Origin of the sequence: Nostoc sp. C110 (assembly GCF_043099725.1) — a bacterium.
GTDB classification, from domain to species: domain Bacteria; phylum Cyanobacteriota; class Cyanobacteriia; order Cyanobacteriales; family Nostocaceae; genus Nostoc; species Nostoc muscorum_A.
Genome location: NZ_CP171148.1, coordinates 2,166,766 through 2,186,056 on the forward strand (window position 1 = coordinate 2,166,766; position 19,291 = coordinate 2,186,056).

Genomic DNA, 19,291 nt, shown 5'->3' on the forward strand with positions numbered 1-19,291 from the left:
TGGACTTCCCGCTAAAAAATATCTCATATTATGGTTGCAAGGACTTGCGCTTCTAGAAATCTAGAAATAATTTGGAATAATTTATTTTTTTAAGTCCCTTGTATAGCAATCTATTGCGCTATTAAAAACATAAATTTTGGTTTCTAGTAAGTTTTTTATTATTGATACTTTATTTATACAAGACTTATCAGGAGTTAATTTTAGTGGCTACATCAAACTGTATAATCGGATGAAGAAATTTAGTCCTTGGATTTTCGGTATCTTGTTAGCCAGCACCTTGGGAAGTATGGCGACAGTTTACTGGAAAACTCAAGAAACTTCCTCCCAGCCAGATTTAACTAGTCAAACTATCTTAGTGCAAACTAAAGATTGGGTAGTGCAGATTCAAGCTAATGGAGTGGTGCAAGCATTACAAAAAATCAATCTTAGCCCAGAAGATTCTGGACGCATTGCTAAATTGTATGTGAATGAAGGTGATCGCGTCCAAAAAGGACAAATTATTGCCCTTATGGATAGTGAAAGATTACAAGCACAGGTAAATCAGTATCAAGCATCACTAAATAAAGCTGTGGCTGATTTGAAACAAAAGGTTGCTGGCACTCGACAAGAAGACATTGCTGAATCTAAAGCTAGAGTTTCTTCCGCAGAAGCATTAGTAGCTGCATCTCAAACCCGATTGAATCGAGCAATCGTAGAGATGCAACGCAATCAAGTGTTGGTACAAGAGGGTGCTATTTCCCGCAATGCCTTTGAAGAGTTTGTCACTAAAGAACAAGAAGCTAGAGCTAACTTAGAAGCAGAACTAGCACGGCTCAAAGAACAACGTGAAAGTTTGAAGAAAGCCAAAAATGGATTACGTCCCGAGGAAATTGCCCAAGCTGAAGCCGAGGTAGCACAGGCTAAAGCTCAGTTAGTTTTTTATCAAAGTCAGTTGAATAATGCTATCATCCGTGCCCCATTTGCGGGAATTATTACCCGTCGTTTTGCCCAAGAAGGGGATTTTGTTACACCCACCACATCAGCATCTAATACTGAAGGTGCAACCTCGACCTCAATTGCTGAACTCTCTAGTGGCTTAGAAATTGAAGCCAGAATTCCTGAAGCTAGCATTGCCAAAATCAATCGCGGTCAGTTTGTAGATATTCAAACAGACACCTATCCTAATGAAACCTTCAAAGGAAAAGTAATTCTAATTGCACCAAGAGCAGTGCAAGAAAACAATATCACTTTTTTTCGAGTTAAGGTAGTTTTATCGAATGGGCAAGACAAGTTGAAATCAGGAATGAATGTACGCCTGATATTCCACAGTCAGACTATTAAGAATGCTCTAGTAATTCCTCTGGCGGCTGTAACAACTCAGCCCAATGGTCAAACCGGGGTATATATTATTGATAGTCAAAATGCTGCCAGTTTTCAACCAGTGAAAGTAAGTGCTACTAGTGGTGATCAAGTGCAAGTTTTGGCAGGACTTCAAAAAGGCGATCGCGTGTTAATGTCTCCCCCCAGTACAGAAAAAATTGAAGGTGTAGATAAAATTGGATTTTAGAATAGCCGAATCTTCAATTGGTACTGATATTTTTCGATCATTCAACAATATTTCCCTAGTTGTAATTATCGACTCAGAACTACGAATTACGAATTATTATGAATTTACTAGAAAGTACACAAATGGCAGTCAAAACATTGGCTGCAAATAAGCTCCGTAGCATGTTGACCATGCTTGGTATTATCATTGGCAATGCCTCTGTGATTACAATGATCGCTATTGGGCAAGGGGCGCAAAAGTTTACGCAAGAAAAGTTGGAGTCTCTGGGGCCAAATCAACTATCAGTGTTCGCTGGTGGCGATAATCTAGAGGGGTTAAGCTCTGATGTGCCTTCACTGTTCTTGGCAGATGCTCAAGCGATCGCAACTATGGCTCCCGCCGTCCGAGAAGTTGCCCCGCAAATTAGCAGCAACTTGCAATTATCGCGTCAGGGACGCATCAGTAAAGTTAATGTTACAGGTACAACGCCAGGAATTCTTTATGTCCGCAATCTACAGGTACATCAAGGCCGTTTTTTTGACCCTATCGAGCTAAATCAAAATTCTCAGGTGGTGATTTTAGGGCCAGTAGTTGCGCGGAAACTTTTTGGTAATGAAAATCCCATCGGTCAGTTACTACAGATGAATAACTTGAGTTTTCAAGTTATTGGGATTATGCAAGCTAAAGGTGCATTTATGGGGAATAACCCCGATGATATAGCTTACGTGCCAATTAGTACTATGGCAGATCAGCTAGTCGGTAGGCGATCGCCTAATGGTATTCCCATCGACTACTTAGAACTGTCAGCAAAAAATCAAGATAGCATTCGCGCAGCGGCATTTCAAACAATTAATATTCTGACACGCAGACGGGGCAGAAAAGATTTCACAGTTGCCGCCAATAAGTCAGTCCAAGACTTGATCAATCAAGTGACGATAAATTTAAGTTTAGTCTTGGCGGCGATCGCAGGTATATCTTTATTCGTTGGTGGAATTGGCATCATGAACATTATGCTAGTGTCTGTCACCGAACGTACCCAAGAAATTGGACTACGCAAAGCAATAGGCGCAACAGAAAAAGCAATTCTTACCCAATTCTTAATTGAGGCGATTATCCTGTCCGTAGCAGGCGGTTTAGTCGGAACTGGTATTGGCGTTAGTGGCGCACTTATAGTTGCTATGTTCTCCCCCTTACAACCATCAGTACCAATAGGAGCAATATTTCTCACAGCCAGCATTTCTGGTAGCATTGGTCTAATCTTTGGTGTAGCGCCAGCCAGAAAAGCAGCACGACTCGATCCCATAGCCGCATTAAGAGGTATTTAAGTCAACGAAGAGGCAAGGGGAAGGGAGCAGGGAACTTGGCGCACACTACTTCTTCGCAGTACCGACGGCAACACAATAAAGTGCCGCATGGCGTTTCCCATCAATACCCAACATGGCGTTCAGACTCATATCATAGAATCCACCTATGCACAGACTATCCAGCCCCAATTGCACAGCCATTAGACATATATTTTCAGCTTGATGACCAGTTTCCAAAAGTGCAAAACGGTAGCCACGCGCACCGTATTTGCACATCGAGCGCATAAAAACAGATGTGAACAGAAACAGAGCATTGGCATTTACAATGTAATCCTGCTGCAATAAAGATTCTACAAAGTCTGTTGGCACTGCATCATTCACCCGATGTAAGCCATGACCGCGTGGTTCGTAGTGATATAGTCCATCTGCTAAACCTTCTACCGCTTGTGTCGATACAAAAATCTCAATCGGATAAAGTCCTCCCGCAGACGGTGAGTTTCGGGCTTCATAGGTATAACCATCTGTTTGACGCAGCCCATTGAGACCGCATCCTGCATCAAGCAACTGAGCTAATGTGATCATTGGCATAACCGACTTATCAAACGATCGCACAGAAGACCGTCGCTCTAAAAGCTTACTTAACAGGTTATCGTGTGGTGCTTTTGGAAGTTCCAGAAAAGGAGCCTCCGGCATATACCGCAGTTCAGTAGCCGGAACACGCTTGACAGAACTTTTAGGTACTGGGGAGTTCAAATGATACAACAGAGCTAACTCCAGTGGCTCATTGGCTGTGTACATTACGCTGATTTCCTCGTTTTAAGCCAATTTAAAAAATGCGAGTTGCTGAATTATGGGATGATTTAGCCAAATTTAGAAGGATTTATCAATGCTTTCACCCGCCAATTCATCCCGCATTTATGCAACGCCAAAAAATGATTGCGACAAGAAAGTAATTCCTAATCCAAAATCTAAAATCGTATTAAGCCATAGGATGTGGACACGGATTTAGGTCATCTGCGGTACGTCGCTCACCGTAACCTAACCTTTCTGGTACCTTGAACAACCGCCGAGTTCCCAATGGCTCTAGTCCATAGCCAAAATATATTGGGACTAGTTCACTGGCTAAAGTCCGCACTACTCGAAAACCGAGCGACTCAATATCAGGGGTTGTAATTTCCACTAAATAAGGTTCAACACCCACTGAATGCAACCTGGCAATGACCGATTGCAATTTTTCTACCTCTACTGAAGATGCATAAGTTGGTAAATCTTCAACCGTTAGGTATTGGTCATGCTCCAACAAAAATGCCAACTCGCGTAGCCGAGCCGTTTTGTAGAAAAAAGCGCTGTGATCGTCCAAATTCTGCACATCTTCATATTTATTGAGATTAATCCCAGTGCCGCTAGCCATGCGTTCTATATCACCAAAACGGGCTTGGCAAACTTCAAAAATTGCCTTACGAAGCGCAGTTGATCCATCGAGATGGCATCCTAGACCAGTTGCAACAGCTGGACTTTTACCTGAACGGTCAATTAACATTGCCATCACAACTGGGATCTGAATATCAGTAATCAAATAGAACGTAACTAGCTCAATGCCAAATCGGGCGTAGTGGCTTAAAATTTCCGTCTCAATTCCTGGACGGTGAGCGAAATAAATGCGTGGGGCAGGTAGGCGGTTTAACCATGTAATTATAAAAGCATCGCGCTCAATCAACTCACACAAGCCACTGTAAGCAGCAAACTCAAGAGTTGGGCCACTAGCCATACCATTAGAAGTGACCGGTAAAATATAATCTCCTGGTAGATTGCTATCCCAGTCGAAATAAACCATAAATGCTGGAACTAAGACCTGTAGGTTGCTTGCTAGAGAAAGGGCAGGTATCCACGAAGTCTGCGTTGCCGGATCGAAAGGTGAATATGGAAAATTGGGGTCAGAGTATTGTTTGTCAGAAAAAGAGAAAAAAGTTGGAGGATGGACGGCGCAATGACTTAATTCTGCGTAGCTACTGACAATCAGTTGCCGATAATCTACAATACCACCACAGTAGCGCTCTACTGCTTCGCCAACTGCACCAAAAATTGCTTGTTCATCAGTCATGCCCCTACCTACGCCGTAGCGTAAATCATCCTGCTGTTTGCGAAGCTGGAAATTTGCTAATTCGGCTTGCCACAAAACTGGCAGATCAAACTCTGTATAAGGCTTGGTAAATCTATCAATGGCTCGGATGATTCCTGTATGCGGGCTAACTAAATCGCGCCAGCGTGGACTAGCGATCGCTGCATTCACTTTGTTTTCTCCTGTCCTGAGCAATGTGGACAACCAGGTTTCTTTAGCACAACGTTGTGAGTCAGCTTTGTGCCGAGCAAGTCTAGATGCAGTAATTTACCGTCAGTGGCGATTGGCAAACCGAGCAACATCTTCACTGTTTCAAGAGCCAGATAACTACCAACCAACATTTGCGCGATCGGTAAGTTTTCTCGCAAACGCGGTTGAGAACGGCGTTCTCGGTCGAGAAACTGCTCAATAGCGAATTCCGCCTCTGGAAGCTTGGCACAGGCAATAGACCGCATCCGATAGCAAAGATAGCAAGGGCCATCCTGAGAAAAGACTAGCGGCCCAAAAGTTCCTTCAACGCCAACTGCGCCACCTGGTAGCAATGGGCGCTGCATCTTCAGGCATAGTCTGTTCAGGCGATAAGCGAGATTGACAGATACGGCATCGGTGGCGACAATCACCAGATCAACGTCCTCAAGCAAGGCATTTACTGTTTCGTCGTTAGTTAAAGGATCTGTCACAGTTTCAGTTTGGGTTACTTTTGCGATCGCCTCGATTTGTCGAGCTGCTTCCACACCTCGAAAAGCACCTATTTGATTAAAGACTGAGCCTGACATCATCGGGAAATCAGACGGAAATGTGCAGACATCATCACATAGGCGGAGAAAACCGATACCAGCACTAGCCAAATTAATTGCAGCTATCAACCCTGAACCTCCGAGTCCAAAAACAGCAATCCTCGCGTTCGCTAAGTGCTTCTGGGCATCTTTTTGCTTAAAGCCTAGTTCATGATAGAGGCTGATTTGAGGAAGTAAATATGCATGACTATCTAAATCAACTGGATCTTCCAGCAACTCATCTACTAAGCGATTGTCCATCAAAAACTCTAAACATTGATTTAGTGAAGAATCTGTCAACTTTTCGCAAATTGCCGCCCGGATTTCTCCTATTGTTCGGGAACCATCTAATAAAGGTAAAACAATTTTTTCTACATCATGCAGTGCTTGACCCTTCACTGTCAGGGTTCGCCGCCTCGTATTGAATATCATAGTTTCTTCGCCATTGCAATCTGACCGCATAATGTGAACGACAACGTGTTCTAGTAGACGCAGGCGTTGAGCATCATTTAATTTCATAGGCTTTGTTTTATTATCCCAAGCTTCATCAAAGAAATAGAAAAATCTGAAAACTCGGTTGTATCCAAAAATATTTAGGACTTACGCACAGCTAATCAAAAATGAACCACAGAGGACGCAGAGGTCACGAAGAAATGAGAGTTTGAGAGGATTTTTGCGTAAGTCCTGATATTGAGAAAATGAAAAAGCCCTGCTTTTGCAGCTATAAAAGTGATGAATGTAAAAAAACAGCTTAAAAGACAGGGTTATTCTAACTTTTAAAGCTAGATATTGTGGCTCTAAACTGAATGGCACTAAGTTAATCGCAAAGCCCTGATATAACTTGCTTTTTGAGTGTGGGGAGTGTGGGGGGTAAGACTTCTTCCCCATCCTCCCACACCTCCCACACCCTGCCAGCAAGGAGGTTTCAGCTTTTCTTAGTGCCATTCGGCTCTAAACTTAAAAAACTTGGTTTCTAAAATTACGGAATTGCTGTTCTATTTCCAGGTTATTTAGTATCCAAAACCGACCTCATCGGTGTCGTCTAGCACACCTGATATTGTTCCACCTTCAGTAACTCGACATCCGCATCCCCGACATCCGCATCCCCGACATCCGCATCCCCGACATCCGCCGCATCCCCGACATCCGCCGCATCCCCGACATCCGCATCCCCTACATCCGACACATCCGACACATCCGACACATCCACCACATCCACCGCAATTAGCAAACCATCTTTGACTAGTCTCAGATTCAAACATTCCTGGCATTGCTAACTTTTCTAAAGCTGCAATTTCCTCATCGGACAACAGCAGTTGTTCGAGTTTGTCTGCTTTGTCTTCTAAACGCATATCTATTGTTTGTTGGGTCAGTGTTTTTTCTGCAAGCATGGTTACTCATTCCTTTCAAATTAAATTCATTAGCCTGTTTTTAAATCTGCATTTTAGTCAGTCAAAAGCTGTAATGATCTTCATGTATCAATCAGCTTTCACGGAAGAAATGATGTTGGAACTAGCGAATGTAAAGGATGATCAAAAAATCAGATGAAAGTTAATGTCTAACTATCATTCACGTCCGGTTATGGTTAAACAAAAACACTCATTCTTTTATTCAGAATCTTACTAATCCACAAAAGATCAAAATCACTTTTTGGCAAATTCAAATTAAGGAAAATATCACCTATGACAATACAGTCTGATTAAAGTTTTAATCATTTAAAGATCCTTACAACCCTGAATAAAAAAGACTTATAATTTATCTACCTCCTTTTTCAGGAGGTCGCCACAGGGAGGGATATCTCGACGTAATTGTATTGTCTTATGGAATTTATCTTCCCTAAAACCTCGTTTTTGAGAATGCTTTTGCTACTGTTAGCGTCACATTCTCTTTTTTTGATCATCTAACCTCTTATAACATTATCTTTTTCTAGAGTTTTTTATTCATACCTAAGTAATATTGTTTTTAGTCTTGATAGTAATATTTTTATTTCTTAAGTAGGATTATCTTTTTTTTGGATAACGCCTAATATTACTTTCTGCATCAGTAACCGATGCAGAAAAGCTAGAGAGACTTTAAAATAAAAAGCATACTGACAGTAAAAACCCATTTTGTAATAGCGCTGATAGCGAAGTTTAAGTTAGGGGAATATATAAGATAGGTTTTAAATACTGGCATAAAGGTTATTTACTTGACACTCGAATAAAAAATCAGGTTTAATTGATGAGCGATTTAAGAGTTTGGCTTGCAGGGTACACTAAAGCTTTATTTCGTTCTTTACCTTTATTATGGACAGCAGCACCCAGAGAAATAGTCTTGTTGATTGCTGTCACGGTATTACAAGGTTTTCTTCCTGCCATAAGTGTTTGGATAACCAAGCTAGTGGTAGATACTGTAGCAACAGCCTTAATATCTGGTAGAGAATTAGGTTATGCAACTCTTGCCCCTTTGGTAGCAGGATGGGTTGGAGCTTTGCTACTAGAATCACTGCTGTATCCTTGGGTATTGGCACTGCAAGGAAATCTCAATGACAAGTTAACGGCTCACATTAGCTTATTATTAATGCGGAAAGCTGATACTTTTTCAGATTTGAGCCGTTTTGAAGATTCTCTGTTCTATGATGAGCTACAACTGTTGCAACAACAAGTTGGCTATAAACCACTGAATTTACTGGAAAATTTGGTTGAATCAGGTCGATCTTTAGTGACCTTAATAGTGATAGTTGGGTTACTAGTTCCTCTAGCTTTTTGGATACCACTGGTGATAGCGATCGCAACTATACCTCAGATAGTGGTTTCTTCTCAGTATGGCAAAGCTATTTGGCTAAATTTATTTGAGAATAGTCCCCAAGCTCGAAGAATGGAATATTACACTTCGGTGATGCTTACTGATACCTATGCCAAAGAAATCAGGTTATTTAAGCTAGGTTCCTTTTTTATCGAGCGTTATCTGCAAGCATTTCAGTCTTTACATCAATCTATGCGCTATCTGAGGGACAAGCAAGCATTTTGGTCGTCTAGTCTAGCTATCCTCAGCACTTTGGGAAATGGTTTTTCTTTCTACTGGGTGGTACAGAAAGCTTTTAAAAGAGAATTCAGTCCAGGTAGTGTACTTTTATTTGTACAGTCATTGACTTACTTCCAGAATAACCTTGAAAGATTGGTGGCTAATTGGCTGGATCTGTTTGAAAATATTCTCTACATGCAACAGTTTTTCAATTTTCTTGACAGTCCAATCCCCATGCGACTGAGTATACCTGGAGAAAAAGTACCTACTCCGATTCGTTCAGGTATTACTTTTGAAAAAGTTGATTTTTACTATCCAGATGGTAGATTAGCACTCCAAGATATTTCTTTTACCCTTTTCCCTGGACAAACAGTAGCCATAGTAGGAGAAAATGGTGCAGGGAAAACTACTTTAGTCAAGCTGTTAACCAGGCTATACGATCCAACGCAAGGATGTATTCTAGTCGATGGTATAGACCTCAGAAATTTAAATTTAGAGCAATGGCGGCAGCAAATTGCTGGAGTTTTTCAAGACTTTGGTCACTATGCGCTGACGCTGGGGGAAAATATCGCTTTAGGAAACCTAGCTGCTCTAGAGCATCCAGACATTCTCAAATACGCGATTGAAAAAGCCGATATTGTCAAACTAGTCGATCATTTTCCTACAAAGGAGGCTACACCACTGGGCAAGCAGTTTGGCGGTACAGAACTTTCTGGAGGCCAATGGCAAAAGTTAGCTCTAGCTCGTGCTTTTGTCCGCCAAGAAGCCCAGGTTTTGCTATTGGATGAGCCTACTGCTGCACTCGACCCCCGCAGTGAGTGTGATCTTTACCTTCGCTTTATTGAGCTAGCTGAGGGCAAGACTACGATCTTGATTACCCATCGACTGGCTTCAGTGCGTATAGCTGATCGAATCTTAGTTCTCAAATCTGGTCATTTAATTGAGGATGGTACTCATCAAGAACTTTTACAGCATGGAGGCGAATATACCGCACTATGGAATATGCAGGCAAAACAGTATGGCATTTCTCATTAACACTCGTAATTCTTCAGATATCTAAATTTAGGGTTGCCAGTGAGGAGATAGTATATGCAATTCCGTATTTTTATGCAAGAACGAATGATGCTTTTAAATATGGTGCGATCGCTAGCCCAAAAATTCTGTTGATTAGCCTGATTTTTAGCATATTTTTAAGTACTATTGCTTATTGACAATTGTCAGACATCGCAACCTAAATAAATGTCAGAACTTACGCAAAAATAGCCAAAACATTGATTTTCTGGTAGAGACAATTAATGAATTGCGCCTACCGCATGTAGTTTTGCGTAAGTCCTAGATGTAATCCAATTGCTCCTCTGGTCTTAGCAAATATTAATTAGAAAATGGATTGAGTATTACTTCACTTCGCTGGGTTCAAACTTTGTCACCTTACCTTTCTTAATCGCTACAATCACATCGTAGTGAGAACAGTAAGCGAATGTGACATTATTAGCTTTGTTATAAAGGTTAACTACATGACCTGCACCACCTAACTGGATACCGATTGGCTCCAAGTCAGCAAAAAAGAAACGACGTAGTTGATCACCACTACCAATCTGACCCTTACTTTTAGTAAGCAAATCTAGTTTCTGTGTTACAGACAATTCTTCGGCTGCTGATGCCTGCACTAAGGACGGATTGATCGCTTTTAATGGTACGTCCCAAACTGTGAAAAAACCAACCAAAGCAAAACTTGTAAGTAAGGGTGCGAGTTTCATTTGTGACTCTCTTTTCTGTTTTATCCTGAACATCCCAAGCATCTCAGGTGGGAGTGAGAACTTATTGAAACTAAGCCACTATTTTCATGAATTTATCCTTTGAGAAAATTTAGTTGATTCTCAGCACTTTCTCAGGCAATGATGGTAACTCAAAGTCACAGCATAATTTAAGTATTTTCTCAACAAAACCTCATTCTGAACTGCGTGACGGCAACTTATAATGAGCAATGCTTTTATTGCAGTCGTGTTATTGTGACTAGGCCCAAAAGACCACATCGCTTAATTCATAGAGTTTCAGGACAAACATATCTCTGGCTAGCAATGCTAATTTTTGCAGCATCCGGCGCAGTTACCCGAAGGCTAACAGAAATCGGTGCTGAACATTTTATTGGGGAGCGTAATCCGATTTCTTTATGTAATGTTTTATTTGTGGGAAACCTTTGCGCCTTGATACTTTTGATCCTCATCTATGGGCGACAGTGGAACAAAGCCACTTTGAAGCAACTCTCAAGGACAGATTGGCTCAGTTTAACAGCAGTAGCTATTTTATCGGGAGCGTTAGCCCCTGGCTTAATTTTCCAGGCACTTTCAGTCACAGGGGTAAATAATGTCATCTTGGTAGGACGTTTGGAACCGCCTCTAACTCTAGCTTTATCAGTCTGGTTGTTGAGGGAACGGGTAAATATTTGGGAATTTATCGGAGCGATCGCAGCGTTTGTCGGTGTTATCCTAACTATTGTCCTTCAGCCTCCAACAGAAGCCATGATGAATATGGGAGGTTTCAGTTTAGGCATAGGGGAACTTTTAGCAGCAGTAGGATCTATAGCTGGAAGCGCTTCTACAATTATTGGTAAGAAATATCTTTCACAGATCCCTTTGGGAATCTATAGCATCTTTCGGACTGCACTAGGAACCATAATCTTTTTCTTCATTGCTTTAGTCCTCTATGGCAAAGATCATTTTGCTGATGTCCTCTCACCGTTCTTATGGCAATGGATGTTTCTCTACGGTGGGTTAATTGTGGTGCTAGGCCAGTCTTTTTTGATTAAAGGCTTGAAAACTTCTACTGTATCTACGGCTTCCTTAATTGGCTCATTTGGCCCAATTGTGGGCATCTTAGCAGCCTATTTAATTTTGGGTGAAGCCCCTACCTTACCTCAATATATTGGCGGTAGCGTGATTTTAGTAGGTATATTTTTGAGCCAAGTTGGTAATTGGCGTAAGAATTCTAGCATTGCGTCTGGCAAAGTGAGTTCGATTCCGGCACAGCAACAGGTAGAAACTGATATGGGATTCAAGGGGATTTGAATGAGACGGAAGAATTTTAGATTTTGGATTTTGGATTGAACAATCTAAAATCTAAAATTGAAGCGGTAGGGAATAGAAGGCAAGAAAGCTTATACCCTATGCCTTTGCGTTATTTTTAACTGTACAGTTATTACTGCCTTGCTGCATTAGTATGTCAAAATAAAAATACCCGATACATCAAGGTGAGCGATCGCTCCCAAAGCTAGATTAAAGGATTGACCTGAGCAATGGCAGACCAAACCAATCACAATCAAGCGGGAGAAGTAGCTCCCAGCACTGTTGACAAGCAAGCTCCCAGCGTGGCTGAAGAAAACGCTCCGAGTACAGACTCACCTGAAGCCACAGACCTTCCTACTGCCAACGCGCCAGATCCAAACGCTGCTAAACCAACTGCGACACCCCCCAAGCGAGAAAAACCCGCAGCCGCAGAAGAAAAACCCGCAGCGAAAACCGCCAAAAAAGAAAAAGCCCCATCTGTTGAAGACAAGCCGTTTGTAGAGTTTATCGAGCAAGACTACTTGCCAGCTTTACAAAAAGCGATCGCTCAAAAAGGTGTGCAAGATTTACAGGTGTCTTTTGCCAAGCAGAAAGTGCCAATTACTGGCTTTGAATCTGCTGAAGAATGCTGGCAAATTATCGGCAGTTGGAAAGAAATTGGTTTGCGTCAGTTTAACCTGTATTTCCCCGAAGAAGATATTCAAGGGAAAAAGGGATTTTCCTGTAATGAAGGCAAAAAACCTAGCACTCTTGAGTCCTTCTTAATCGATGAGCGCAAAATTACCCTCGACTTGTTGGTATTTGGCTTAGTTCAGCGCTTGGACGGCCAAAAGTGGCTAGGTATAAATTAGTCATTAGTCATTAGTCATTAGTCATTGGTTTTTAACAAAGGACAAATGACAAATGACAAAGGACAAATGAAAATTTAAAGTTCGTGGAAATGGTAGATAACGGCTCCAGTATTGGGGTCGTTATCTATTTTTACATAACCTGATTTGTACATTTCATTGAGGGTAGCTTCCACTTCTGCAAAGCTAGCTCCCGTGAACTTCACGCCTTGAGTAACAGTTAAAATACCACCCTTGCTTTCCGCCGCTTCAATCAGTTTAATCATCAGTTGGTTGCCTGTTGGGTGTTGGACTTGAGAGGCAACCACTGCTTGATTCAACGGCACTCCAAAGGGAGATACACCTGCTTTTAGTCTCAGCTTGTGTTCGTATTCGTCAACCATGCCAGGGATTAGAAGCAAATCCACAGTCTGCCCTATATAAAACAAACCAAAAGTACACAGCCACAGCAAACCCGTGCCTATCTTGCCATTGTATAAGCGGTGCAGTCCTCCTAATCCGAAAAATCCAACTGCACACAAGATGTAAGAGACAAGAAGTCGGTCTTTATGCTGATTGTTTTCAAGATTCATCTTGTTTTCAACCCTTTGGATTTGCTTTTGTTGTCTAAAATGGGTTTTCTATGTTGTAGTAGCAACTACAGAAAATTACTGAGATTATGGCGATTTAAAATACAAAAAATGCGTGCTACTCCACTCGATCAAAACCCTGCTAATCACCGAACTACGTTTATTTGACTACTAATCCGCGATTTTTGATTCCGTAAATATTGAATGATTGTTGCAACTCTTAATCTTTTACTTACAAATTTCTCACCCGCACCTTGGTAGACTAAACTTTATACAATTGGATTATTGTGGGCTGTTACGCCTTGCCAGAGCTTTAACCTTGGCTTTCTGGTCTACTTAAGATAATAAAGACGAAAGAGCAATCAAGACATGGTAGATTCCCTCAAAAAACCAGGCTTTGAAGAAATCCGGCCAGGGATTAAAGTCCCGGCAAAAGAAACCCTGTTAACACCTCGGTTTTATACTACCGATTTTGATGAAATGGCGCGGATGGATATCTCCGTCAATGAAGACGAGTTACAAGCCATTCTCGAAGAGTTCCGCACTGACTACAACCGCCATCACTTTGTTCGGGATGCGGAGTTTGACCAATCCTGGGATCATATTGACGGGGAAACTCGCAAATTGTTCGTTGAGTTTCTAGAACGTTCCTGTACAGCAGAGTTTTCCGGCTTTTTGCTATATAAAGAACTTGGCCGTCGCTTGAAAGGAAAAAGCCCTGTTTTGGCAGAGTGTTTTAACCTAATGTCACGGGATGAAGCACGTCACGCTGGCTTTTTGAACAAAGCTTTGTCGGACTTTAATCTGTCCCTAGATTTAGGGTTTTTGACTAAGAGTCGCAGTTATACCTTCTTTAAACCGAAATTCATCTTCTACGCTACTTATCTTTCTGAGAAGATCGGTTATTGGCGCTATATCACCATTTATCGCCATTTAGAAGCACATCCCGAAGACCGGGTTTATCCAATCTTCCGGTTCTTTGAGAACTGGTGTCAAGATGAAAACCGCCACGGCGATTTCTTTGATGCCATCATGAAATCCCAGCCACAAATATTGAATGATTGGAAAGCACGGCTGTGGAGTCGGTTCTTCCTGTTGTCGGTATTTGCGACAATGTATCTCAATGACATCCAACGCAAGGACTTTTATGCAACCCTGGGATTGGATGCACGAGAATACGACATTCATGTAATTCAGAAGACTAACGAAAACGCCGGTCGGGTGTTCCCGCTAATGCTGGATGTAGAGAATCCTGAGTTTTATCAGCGATTGGATACTTGTATCAGCAATAACGAGAAGCTGGGTGCGATCGCTAATTCCAACACTCCCAAATTCTTGCAATTCTTCCAAAAACTGCCACTTTACATCTCCAATGGCTGGCAGTTATTACGGCTGTACCTGATGAAACCGATTGATACTGTTTCTGCTCAAGGGGCAGTTCGTTAATTTATAACAGATTTGCGAAAGCTTTAGTGGTTCTGCTGATTGCAGAGCCACTTTTTTGTCTTAAATATTATAGGTTAGCCGATATCTTCAGTAAATCCCATCTTAGTTAGTCCTGGTAGATTAGTGAGTATTGATACGTCTTTTTTGTAAGATAGGAATGGTTATAAGGTGTATAGTACATTTGAATTAAAAGTGTTAGCGCGATCGCCTTCCTTATCACTCCTAATTCAGAGTATTCCCAAATAAGTACCAGCCTGTAACACTCATAACCTGTACACAAGTGCAATGGCATTAGAAATTTATCGCATCTGAGTATGGCAAAGCAGGACGTTCCACTCACAGGAGAAGCGCTGATTAAAGAAGTCTGTCGGCGGATTCGGGTAGCCCGCAGCTATTGGGATGCTCATAATAACGCTGCTTGTCGGGGTGAGCGCGATCGCGCATTAGCCCTTTACAATACACTGAATAAAGAACAAAAAGAGCAGATTCCGCAAGTGTTGCGGGTGTGGTTGCGCTATCGCAGTGAGAAGTACTTTGGCGCACACCGAACACCGCCCAAATCAGCACGAAAATCAAAATAGTCTTTACTGGATTTTTAGATAGGGGCAATACTCTGCGGGTACCTGTTGGATAAATCGTAGAGTATTGCCTCTACAGCGTGTAGTTTTGCGTAAGTTCTATAAACAAATCATTGATGGTTAGGCTGAAGGGAAATAAAAATAAAAACTAATGGAAAAACAGCAACTTATAAAATTGCTAATTGGTGATTTTACTTGGCAAAGACTGCTTAAATCTTTCATATTTATTTATATATTTTTTGCTGGATATGTATATTTTTGGGCAGATAGTATGATTTTTTTGTCTCGTCCTTCTAGTTATCAGGATAATTCAGAAATTATTAAGTTAAAAAGTGGAGAAAATACAAATATCTCAGCTACATATTTATTAAACAATCAAGCTAATTACACTATTCTTTATGTTCATGGAAATTCTGAAGATTTAGGAGATATTAAACAAATCCTAGAAAAATTACACGCATGGGGTTTTAGTGTCTTTGCTTATGATTATCGTGGTTATGGTACGAGTCAAGGCAAGGCAACAGAAAGCCACGCATACGAAGATATTAATAGCGCTTACAATTATTTGACCGAAAATTTAAAAATACCACCTGAAAGAATTATAGTTTTGGGACGTTCGGTTGGTGGCGGTTCTGCGGTAAACTTAGCAATGCGAAAACCGATAGCTGGTTTAATTATTGAAAGTTCGTTTATTTCCGCTTTTCAAGTAATAGTACCTTTTAAGATTTTACCTTTTGACAAATTTCCCAGTCTGGACAATATCAAAAAAGTAAAATGTCCGATACTAGTGATTCATGGCAAGGCAGATGATGTCATTCCTTTTGCTCATGGAGAAAAGTTGTTTAATGCTGCAATATCGCCAAAACTTCATTTGTGGGTTGAAGAGGCAAATCATAATGATTTATTCTGGGTAGCTGAAAAAAAGTATCAGAAAGTTTTGCAAGACTTTACTAATCTTGTAAAGGCAAATCAGTAATTATACCGTAATTATATTCTCCTTTAACCCTCCTTAATTACTCTCATAATCATAAAATTTTAAACACTTATTACTCATTGTTTATTTATGCCTATTTATTTAAATAATCGATTACAACTTGAGGTTGCATAAAAAAAAGTCCGCTTTCGCGGACTGTGGACATTGGATAAGGTTAAGTTGTCACCAAGAGTGTCTACAAGATGTTAGACTCAATATTCATTCTTTCTTAGTAAACTTTAAAAATCAAGTTCGTCAGACCAAACATTAGGACATAACTAATTGATTTAAGTCTTTAAAAAGTCTTATCTAAAAATATATTCTAAGAAATCTTAATTATAGCGCAATACAGTTCAGGTAAGACCAAAATACTTGTAGAGACGGCGATTTATCGCGTCTTAAAACCCACGGTTTTGTACAAGTGGTGCTTAACTGAACCGCAATATGTATCTATTTATATAAAAGCTATTCTTGATAATATACTTATTGAAATAGTACTGTATTATAATCTAAAAATAGTAATTTGTATTACTAACTAATCAGACATAATTAAGATATTTATGTCTGGATTTATATAAAATTCAAGTATTTTTATTTTCAGACTTAAACCAGGTTTTTGCAAATTTAAATTAAGTAACGTTGAAATTTCACTTAGTTTGAAAGATATTCTGTACCATTTTCTTGCCTACATTCGCCGCCGCCTTATCTAACTCTGCAATCTCGCTGACGTTTAATTGCCAACCTAAAGCACCAATATTCTCTCTTGCCTGTTCTACGCTCTTGGCTCCAGGGATGGGAATGGTTTCTTTACAGATGCACCAATTAATTGCTACCTGTGACATGGTTTTGTTTCTGAACTGTGCCACCTCTCGCAAACATCCCAAAAGCGAACTGCCAGCAGAAGCCGCTCCGCGTCTACGCATTCCTAGTAATATCTGCCTAAACAGCAGACCTCGAATACCTTTAGGCAAAGGGCCTTGCTCAGAGTATTTTCCTGTCAGCAGTCCCAAAGCTAGAGGGCTGTAAGCAATCAGTTTAATTCCCAACTCATCACAAAGGTCTTTAAGACCTAATTGGGTGACAGGATATGTAGACAACAAAGAGTATTGAACTTGCAGAGTAGTAATAGGAACACCTCGTTCAGCAAACTTTTTCTGCACTTGCTTAAGCCGTTTAGGCCCATAATTGGACAGTCCTACTCCCTTAACCAGTCCTTGCTCATATAAATCCGCAAGACCATCTAACAGCCCTACCTCTTGCCAAGGGGCGTAATTTGCTGTTGACCAGTGCATCTGTACCAAATCTACGTTTTTTCCTAGGCGTTGGGCAGATGACTTGCAAGCCTTTACCATTGATTGCCGTGTCCATCTCCACGGGTAAGCAGCAAGCTTAGTTGCAATACAAATATTTTCTTTGTTTGAACCTATATATTCTCGGTTGAATCGTCCCAGAAGTAACTCACTTCGACCATTCAATCTCCCAGTTCCGTAAGAATCACCCGTATCAAATAAAGTCACACCGTTGTTTACGCAAAGGTTAAACACCGCTTGCAACTGGTCATCCATACTTTCGTCATATCCCCAAAGCAGTTGATTGCCCCAGGCCCAAGTCCCGCAGCCCATGCTTGGGAGGGAGAGTTTTTGGAGAGTCTGCATGTTTGCTCTCTGTAGATTGCCTTATTAATTATCAGGCATATATTGCAGGTATTAACGCACAAGTAGCAGGATTAGCTGATAAATGAGGAGAATCTTCTAGCAGTCGTGCAACCTTGTCTATTTTGTTTTAAAAGTTGACAAATATTTTGGACATTCACCAAAGTAGGTTCGCTACTTTTGTATTAGATAATATATATTTTTAGTTGCTTTTAACTAGCAACTTAATCACTAAGTATTAAGATATTGTCGAATTTGCAAGAAGCCTAGCTTTCTGAGTCCAAGCGTTATTAAAAAACCCAACCTCTGGCACTTCTAATTCAAATGAATGAGGTGGTGATTGTAGCAATAAGGACGAACCTTTGTCATGAGCCTCCACTAAATTAACTATCCAGGGAAGAAAGTCTAAGATTTCTTTTGGTAGCACAGTTAATTCAAAGTCCCACATCAAATTAAGACCTCGGCAGACTTGTCCTTTTCTGAACGTCGCCACTCTCCCAGCACTCTTGTTTATAGCCAGTCGAAGAATGAACGGACGGAATGGGACAAATTCATCAGGTGCGGTATAAGCATATACGTTTACATAGTTCAGTCTTTCCCTACGATCCATCCAAGATGCGATCGGGGAATTACTACTATAAGATGTACCAGTTACGATCACCGGCATATTCATAGAAGCAGCGAAGTTAGAGTAGAACTTATGCCTTAGTTCGCTAACAATATGTTTAGCTTCTGGGTTCATGGCTGCTACACCTATTACAAAAACGATACCTACGGAAAACTAGGCTAACAAAAATTAACAGAAGCACAAAAAAAGGCAGACAGCCTTCTTGTCTGCCCTCAAGACTTTAGAGCTAAATTCTTAGCTTTAGACCTTAATAACGGCGAGAGGAACCACCATCACCACCCCTTCTACCGCCAGAAGAACCTCCATCAGTCTTGGGTTTAGCTTTATTCACTTTTAAGCTCCTACCCATCCACTCAGCATTATCAAGGGCTTCAATTGCTGCTGTTTCTTGTGCGTCTGATTCCATTTCTACAAAGCCGAAACCTCTCATCCGACCTGTTTCTCGGTCGATAGGTAATTGAACATTTTTTACCGTTCCGTATTCTGCAAAAACGTGGCGGAGGTCCTCTTCTTTAACCTCATAAGATAGATTACCAACGTAAATTGACATACAATATCTCCAGAATCAGAGGGTGCAGAGATTTAGATGCGGAGAGGTCTGTAATACAAGTATCTATAAAAACAAACTACACAGCCGAATTTAATCTTCTATCGATACTTTATCATAAATTGAAAACTTATGTTCATAAGCAACATTATACTTATTTGTTAAGCTAAATATCTGGACGGTTGGCGAAACTCTTTTAAAATGAACCTACCAGCGATCGCACTAAATTTTAAGCCACTAAAAAAGCTCAATTACTGATAC

17 protein-coding genes are annotated in these 19,291 nt (G+C 40.8%); 8 read left to right on the forward strand and 9 right to left on the reverse strand.

Annotated features, from left to right (window positions below; all coding sequences use genetic code 11):
- The first annotated feature begins 136 nt into the window (after positions 1-136).
- The gene (locus ACFFRD_RS14880; protein ID WP_392482144.1) at positions 137-1,546 is read left to right on the forward strand and encodes an efflux RND transporter periplasmic adaptor subunit; all 1,410 of its coding nucleotides are present in this window, start codon (positions 137-139) and stop codon (positions 1,544-1,546) included.
- A 98-nt stretch (positions 1,547-1,644) separates the two neighbouring features.
- Positions 1,645-2,850, forward strand: coding sequence for an ABC transporter permease (locus ACFFRD_RS14885; protein ID WP_190934423.1), 1,206 nt, complete (start codon positions 1,645-1,647; stop codon positions 2,848-2,850).
- A gap of 45 nt (positions 2,851-2,895) precedes the next feature.
- On the opposite strand, the gene ACFFRD_RS14890 is transcribed toward ACFFRD_RS14885, so the two are convergent.
- The 4 genes from ACFFRD_RS14890 to ACFFRD_RS14905 all read right to left on the reverse strand — a co-directional run bounded on the left by ACFFRD_RS14890 (position 2,896) and on the right by ACFFRD_RS14905 (position 7,115).
- Positions 2,896-3,627 carry a SagB/ThcOx family dehydrogenase gene (locus ACFFRD_RS14890; protein WP_114083319.1) on the reverse strand — a complete coding sequence of 244 codons (732 nt, stop codon included), beginning with the start codon at positions 3,625-3,627 and terminating at the stop codon, positions 2,896-2,898.
- 181 nt (positions 3,628-3,808) lie between these two features.
- Complete coding sequence (locus tag ACFFRD_RS14895) at positions 3,809-5,119, reverse strand: YcaO-like family protein (RefSeq protein WP_392482145.1); 1,311 nt, start codon at positions 5,117-5,119, stop codon at positions 3,809-3,811.
- Positions 5,116-6,243: a TOMM precursor leader peptide-binding protein gene (locus tag ACFFRD_RS14900; protein ID WP_194142451.1), complete on the reverse strand. Its 1,128-nt coding sequence runs from the start codon at positions 6,241-6,243 to the stop codon at positions 5,116-5,118. The genes ACFFRD_RS14895 and ACFFRD_RS14900 overlap by 4 nt, the downstream gene beginning before the upstream one ends.
- 491 nt (positions 6,244-6,734) lie before the next feature.
- Positions 6,735-7,115 carry a hypothetical protein gene (locus ACFFRD_RS14905; RefSeq protein ID WP_392482146.1) on the reverse strand — a complete coding sequence of 127 codons (381 nt, stop codon included), beginning with the start codon at positions 7,113-7,115 and terminating at the stop codon, positions 6,735-6,737.
- A gap of 829 nt (positions 7,116-7,944) precedes the next feature.
- On the opposite strand from ACFFRD_RS14905, the gene ACFFRD_RS14910 reads away from it, so the two are divergent.
- Positions 7,945-9,762 (forward strand): ABC transporter ATP-binding protein, encoded by a 1,818-nt coding sequence (locus ACFFRD_RS14910; protein WP_392482147.1) that lies wholly within the window; start codon positions 7,945-7,947, stop codon positions 9,760-9,762.
- Positions 9,763-10,121: 359 nt separating this feature from the next.
- On the opposite strand, the gene ACFFRD_RS14915 is transcribed toward ACFFRD_RS14910, so the two are convergent.
- Positions 10,122-10,484: a hypothetical protein gene (locus tag ACFFRD_RS14915; protein ID WP_392482148.1), complete on the reverse strand. Its 363-nt coding sequence runs from the start codon at positions 10,482-10,484 to the stop codon at positions 10,122-10,124.
- A gap of 252 nt (positions 10,485-10,736) precedes the next feature.
- Between ACFFRD_RS14915 and ACFFRD_RS14920 the strand changes: the two genes are divergently transcribed.
- Both ACFFRD_RS14920 and ACFFRD_RS14925 read left to right on the forward strand, forming a co-directional pair.
- Positions 10,737-11,792, forward strand: coding sequence for a DMT family transporter (locus ACFFRD_RS14920; RefSeq protein WP_392482149.1), 1,056 nt, complete (start codon positions 10,737-10,739; stop codon positions 11,790-11,792).
- A gap of 227 nt (positions 11,793-12,019) precedes the next feature.
- Positions 12,020-12,640 (forward strand): DUF2996 domain-containing protein, encoded by a 621-nt coding sequence (locus ACFFRD_RS14925; protein ID WP_392482150.1) that lies wholly within the window; start codon positions 12,020-12,022, stop codon positions 12,638-12,640.
- A 74-nt stretch (positions 12,641-12,714) separates the two neighbouring features.
- Here the strand turns inward: ACFFRD_RS14925 and ACFFRD_RS14930 are convergent, their stop codons facing one another.
- A complete protein-coding gene (locus tag ACFFRD_RS14930) occupies positions 12,715-13,209 on the reverse strand; it encodes a TM2 domain-containing protein (RefSeq protein ID WP_190961348.1) in 495 nt (164 codons plus the stop codon).
- A 366-nt stretch (positions 13,210-13,575) separates the two neighbouring features.
- Here ACFFRD_RS14930 and acsF point away from each other — a divergent pair, with 366 nt between their 5' ends.
- The 3 genes from acsF to ACFFRD_RS14945 all read left to right on the forward strand — a co-directional run bounded on the left by acsF (position 13,576) and on the right by ACFFRD_RS14945 (position 16,206).
- The gene (gene acsF, locus ACFFRD_RS14935; protein ID WP_190934414.1) at positions 13,576-14,652 is read left to right on the forward strand and encodes a magnesium-protoporphyrin IX monomethyl ester (oxidative) cyclase; all 1,077 of its coding nucleotides are present in this window, start codon (positions 13,576-13,578) and stop codon (positions 14,650-14,652) included.
- A 314-nt stretch (positions 14,653-14,966) separates the two neighbouring features.
- Entirely contained in the window at positions 14,967-15,233 is a 267-nt protein-coding gene (locus tag ACFFRD_RS14940; RefSeq protein WP_392482151.1) for a Precorrin-3B methylase, read from the forward strand.
- Between the two features lie 148 nt (positions 15,234-15,381).
- The gene (locus tag ACFFRD_RS14945; RefSeq protein WP_392482152.1) at positions 15,382-16,206 is read left to right on the forward strand and encodes an alpha/beta hydrolase; all 825 of its coding nucleotides are present in this window, start codon (positions 15,382-15,384) and stop codon (positions 16,204-16,206) included.
- Positions 16,207-16,850: 644 nt separating this feature from the next.
- Here the strand turns inward: ACFFRD_RS14945 and ACFFRD_RS14950 are convergent.
- The 3 genes from ACFFRD_RS14950 to ACFFRD_RS14960 form a co-directional block, all read right to left on the reverse strand.
- The gene (locus tag ACFFRD_RS14950) at positions 16,851-17,858 is read right to left on the reverse strand and encodes an aldo/keto reductase (protein WP_392482153.1); all 1,008 of its coding nucleotides are present in this window, start codon (positions 17,856-17,858) and stop codon (positions 16,851-16,853) included.
- Positions 17,859-18,093: 235 nt separating this feature from the next.
- Positions 18,094-18,528 (reverse strand): hypothetical protein, encoded by a 435-nt coding sequence (locus ACFFRD_RS14955; protein ID WP_228058166.1) that lies wholly within the window; start codon positions 18,526-18,528, stop codon positions 18,094-18,096.
- Between the two features lie 202 nt (positions 18,529-18,730).
- A complete protein-coding gene (locus ACFFRD_RS14960; protein ID WP_012407557.1) occupies positions 18,731-19,033 on the reverse strand; it encodes an RNA-binding protein in 303 nt (100 codons plus the stop codon).
- Between the last annotated feature and the right edge of the window lie 258 nt (positions 19,034-19,291).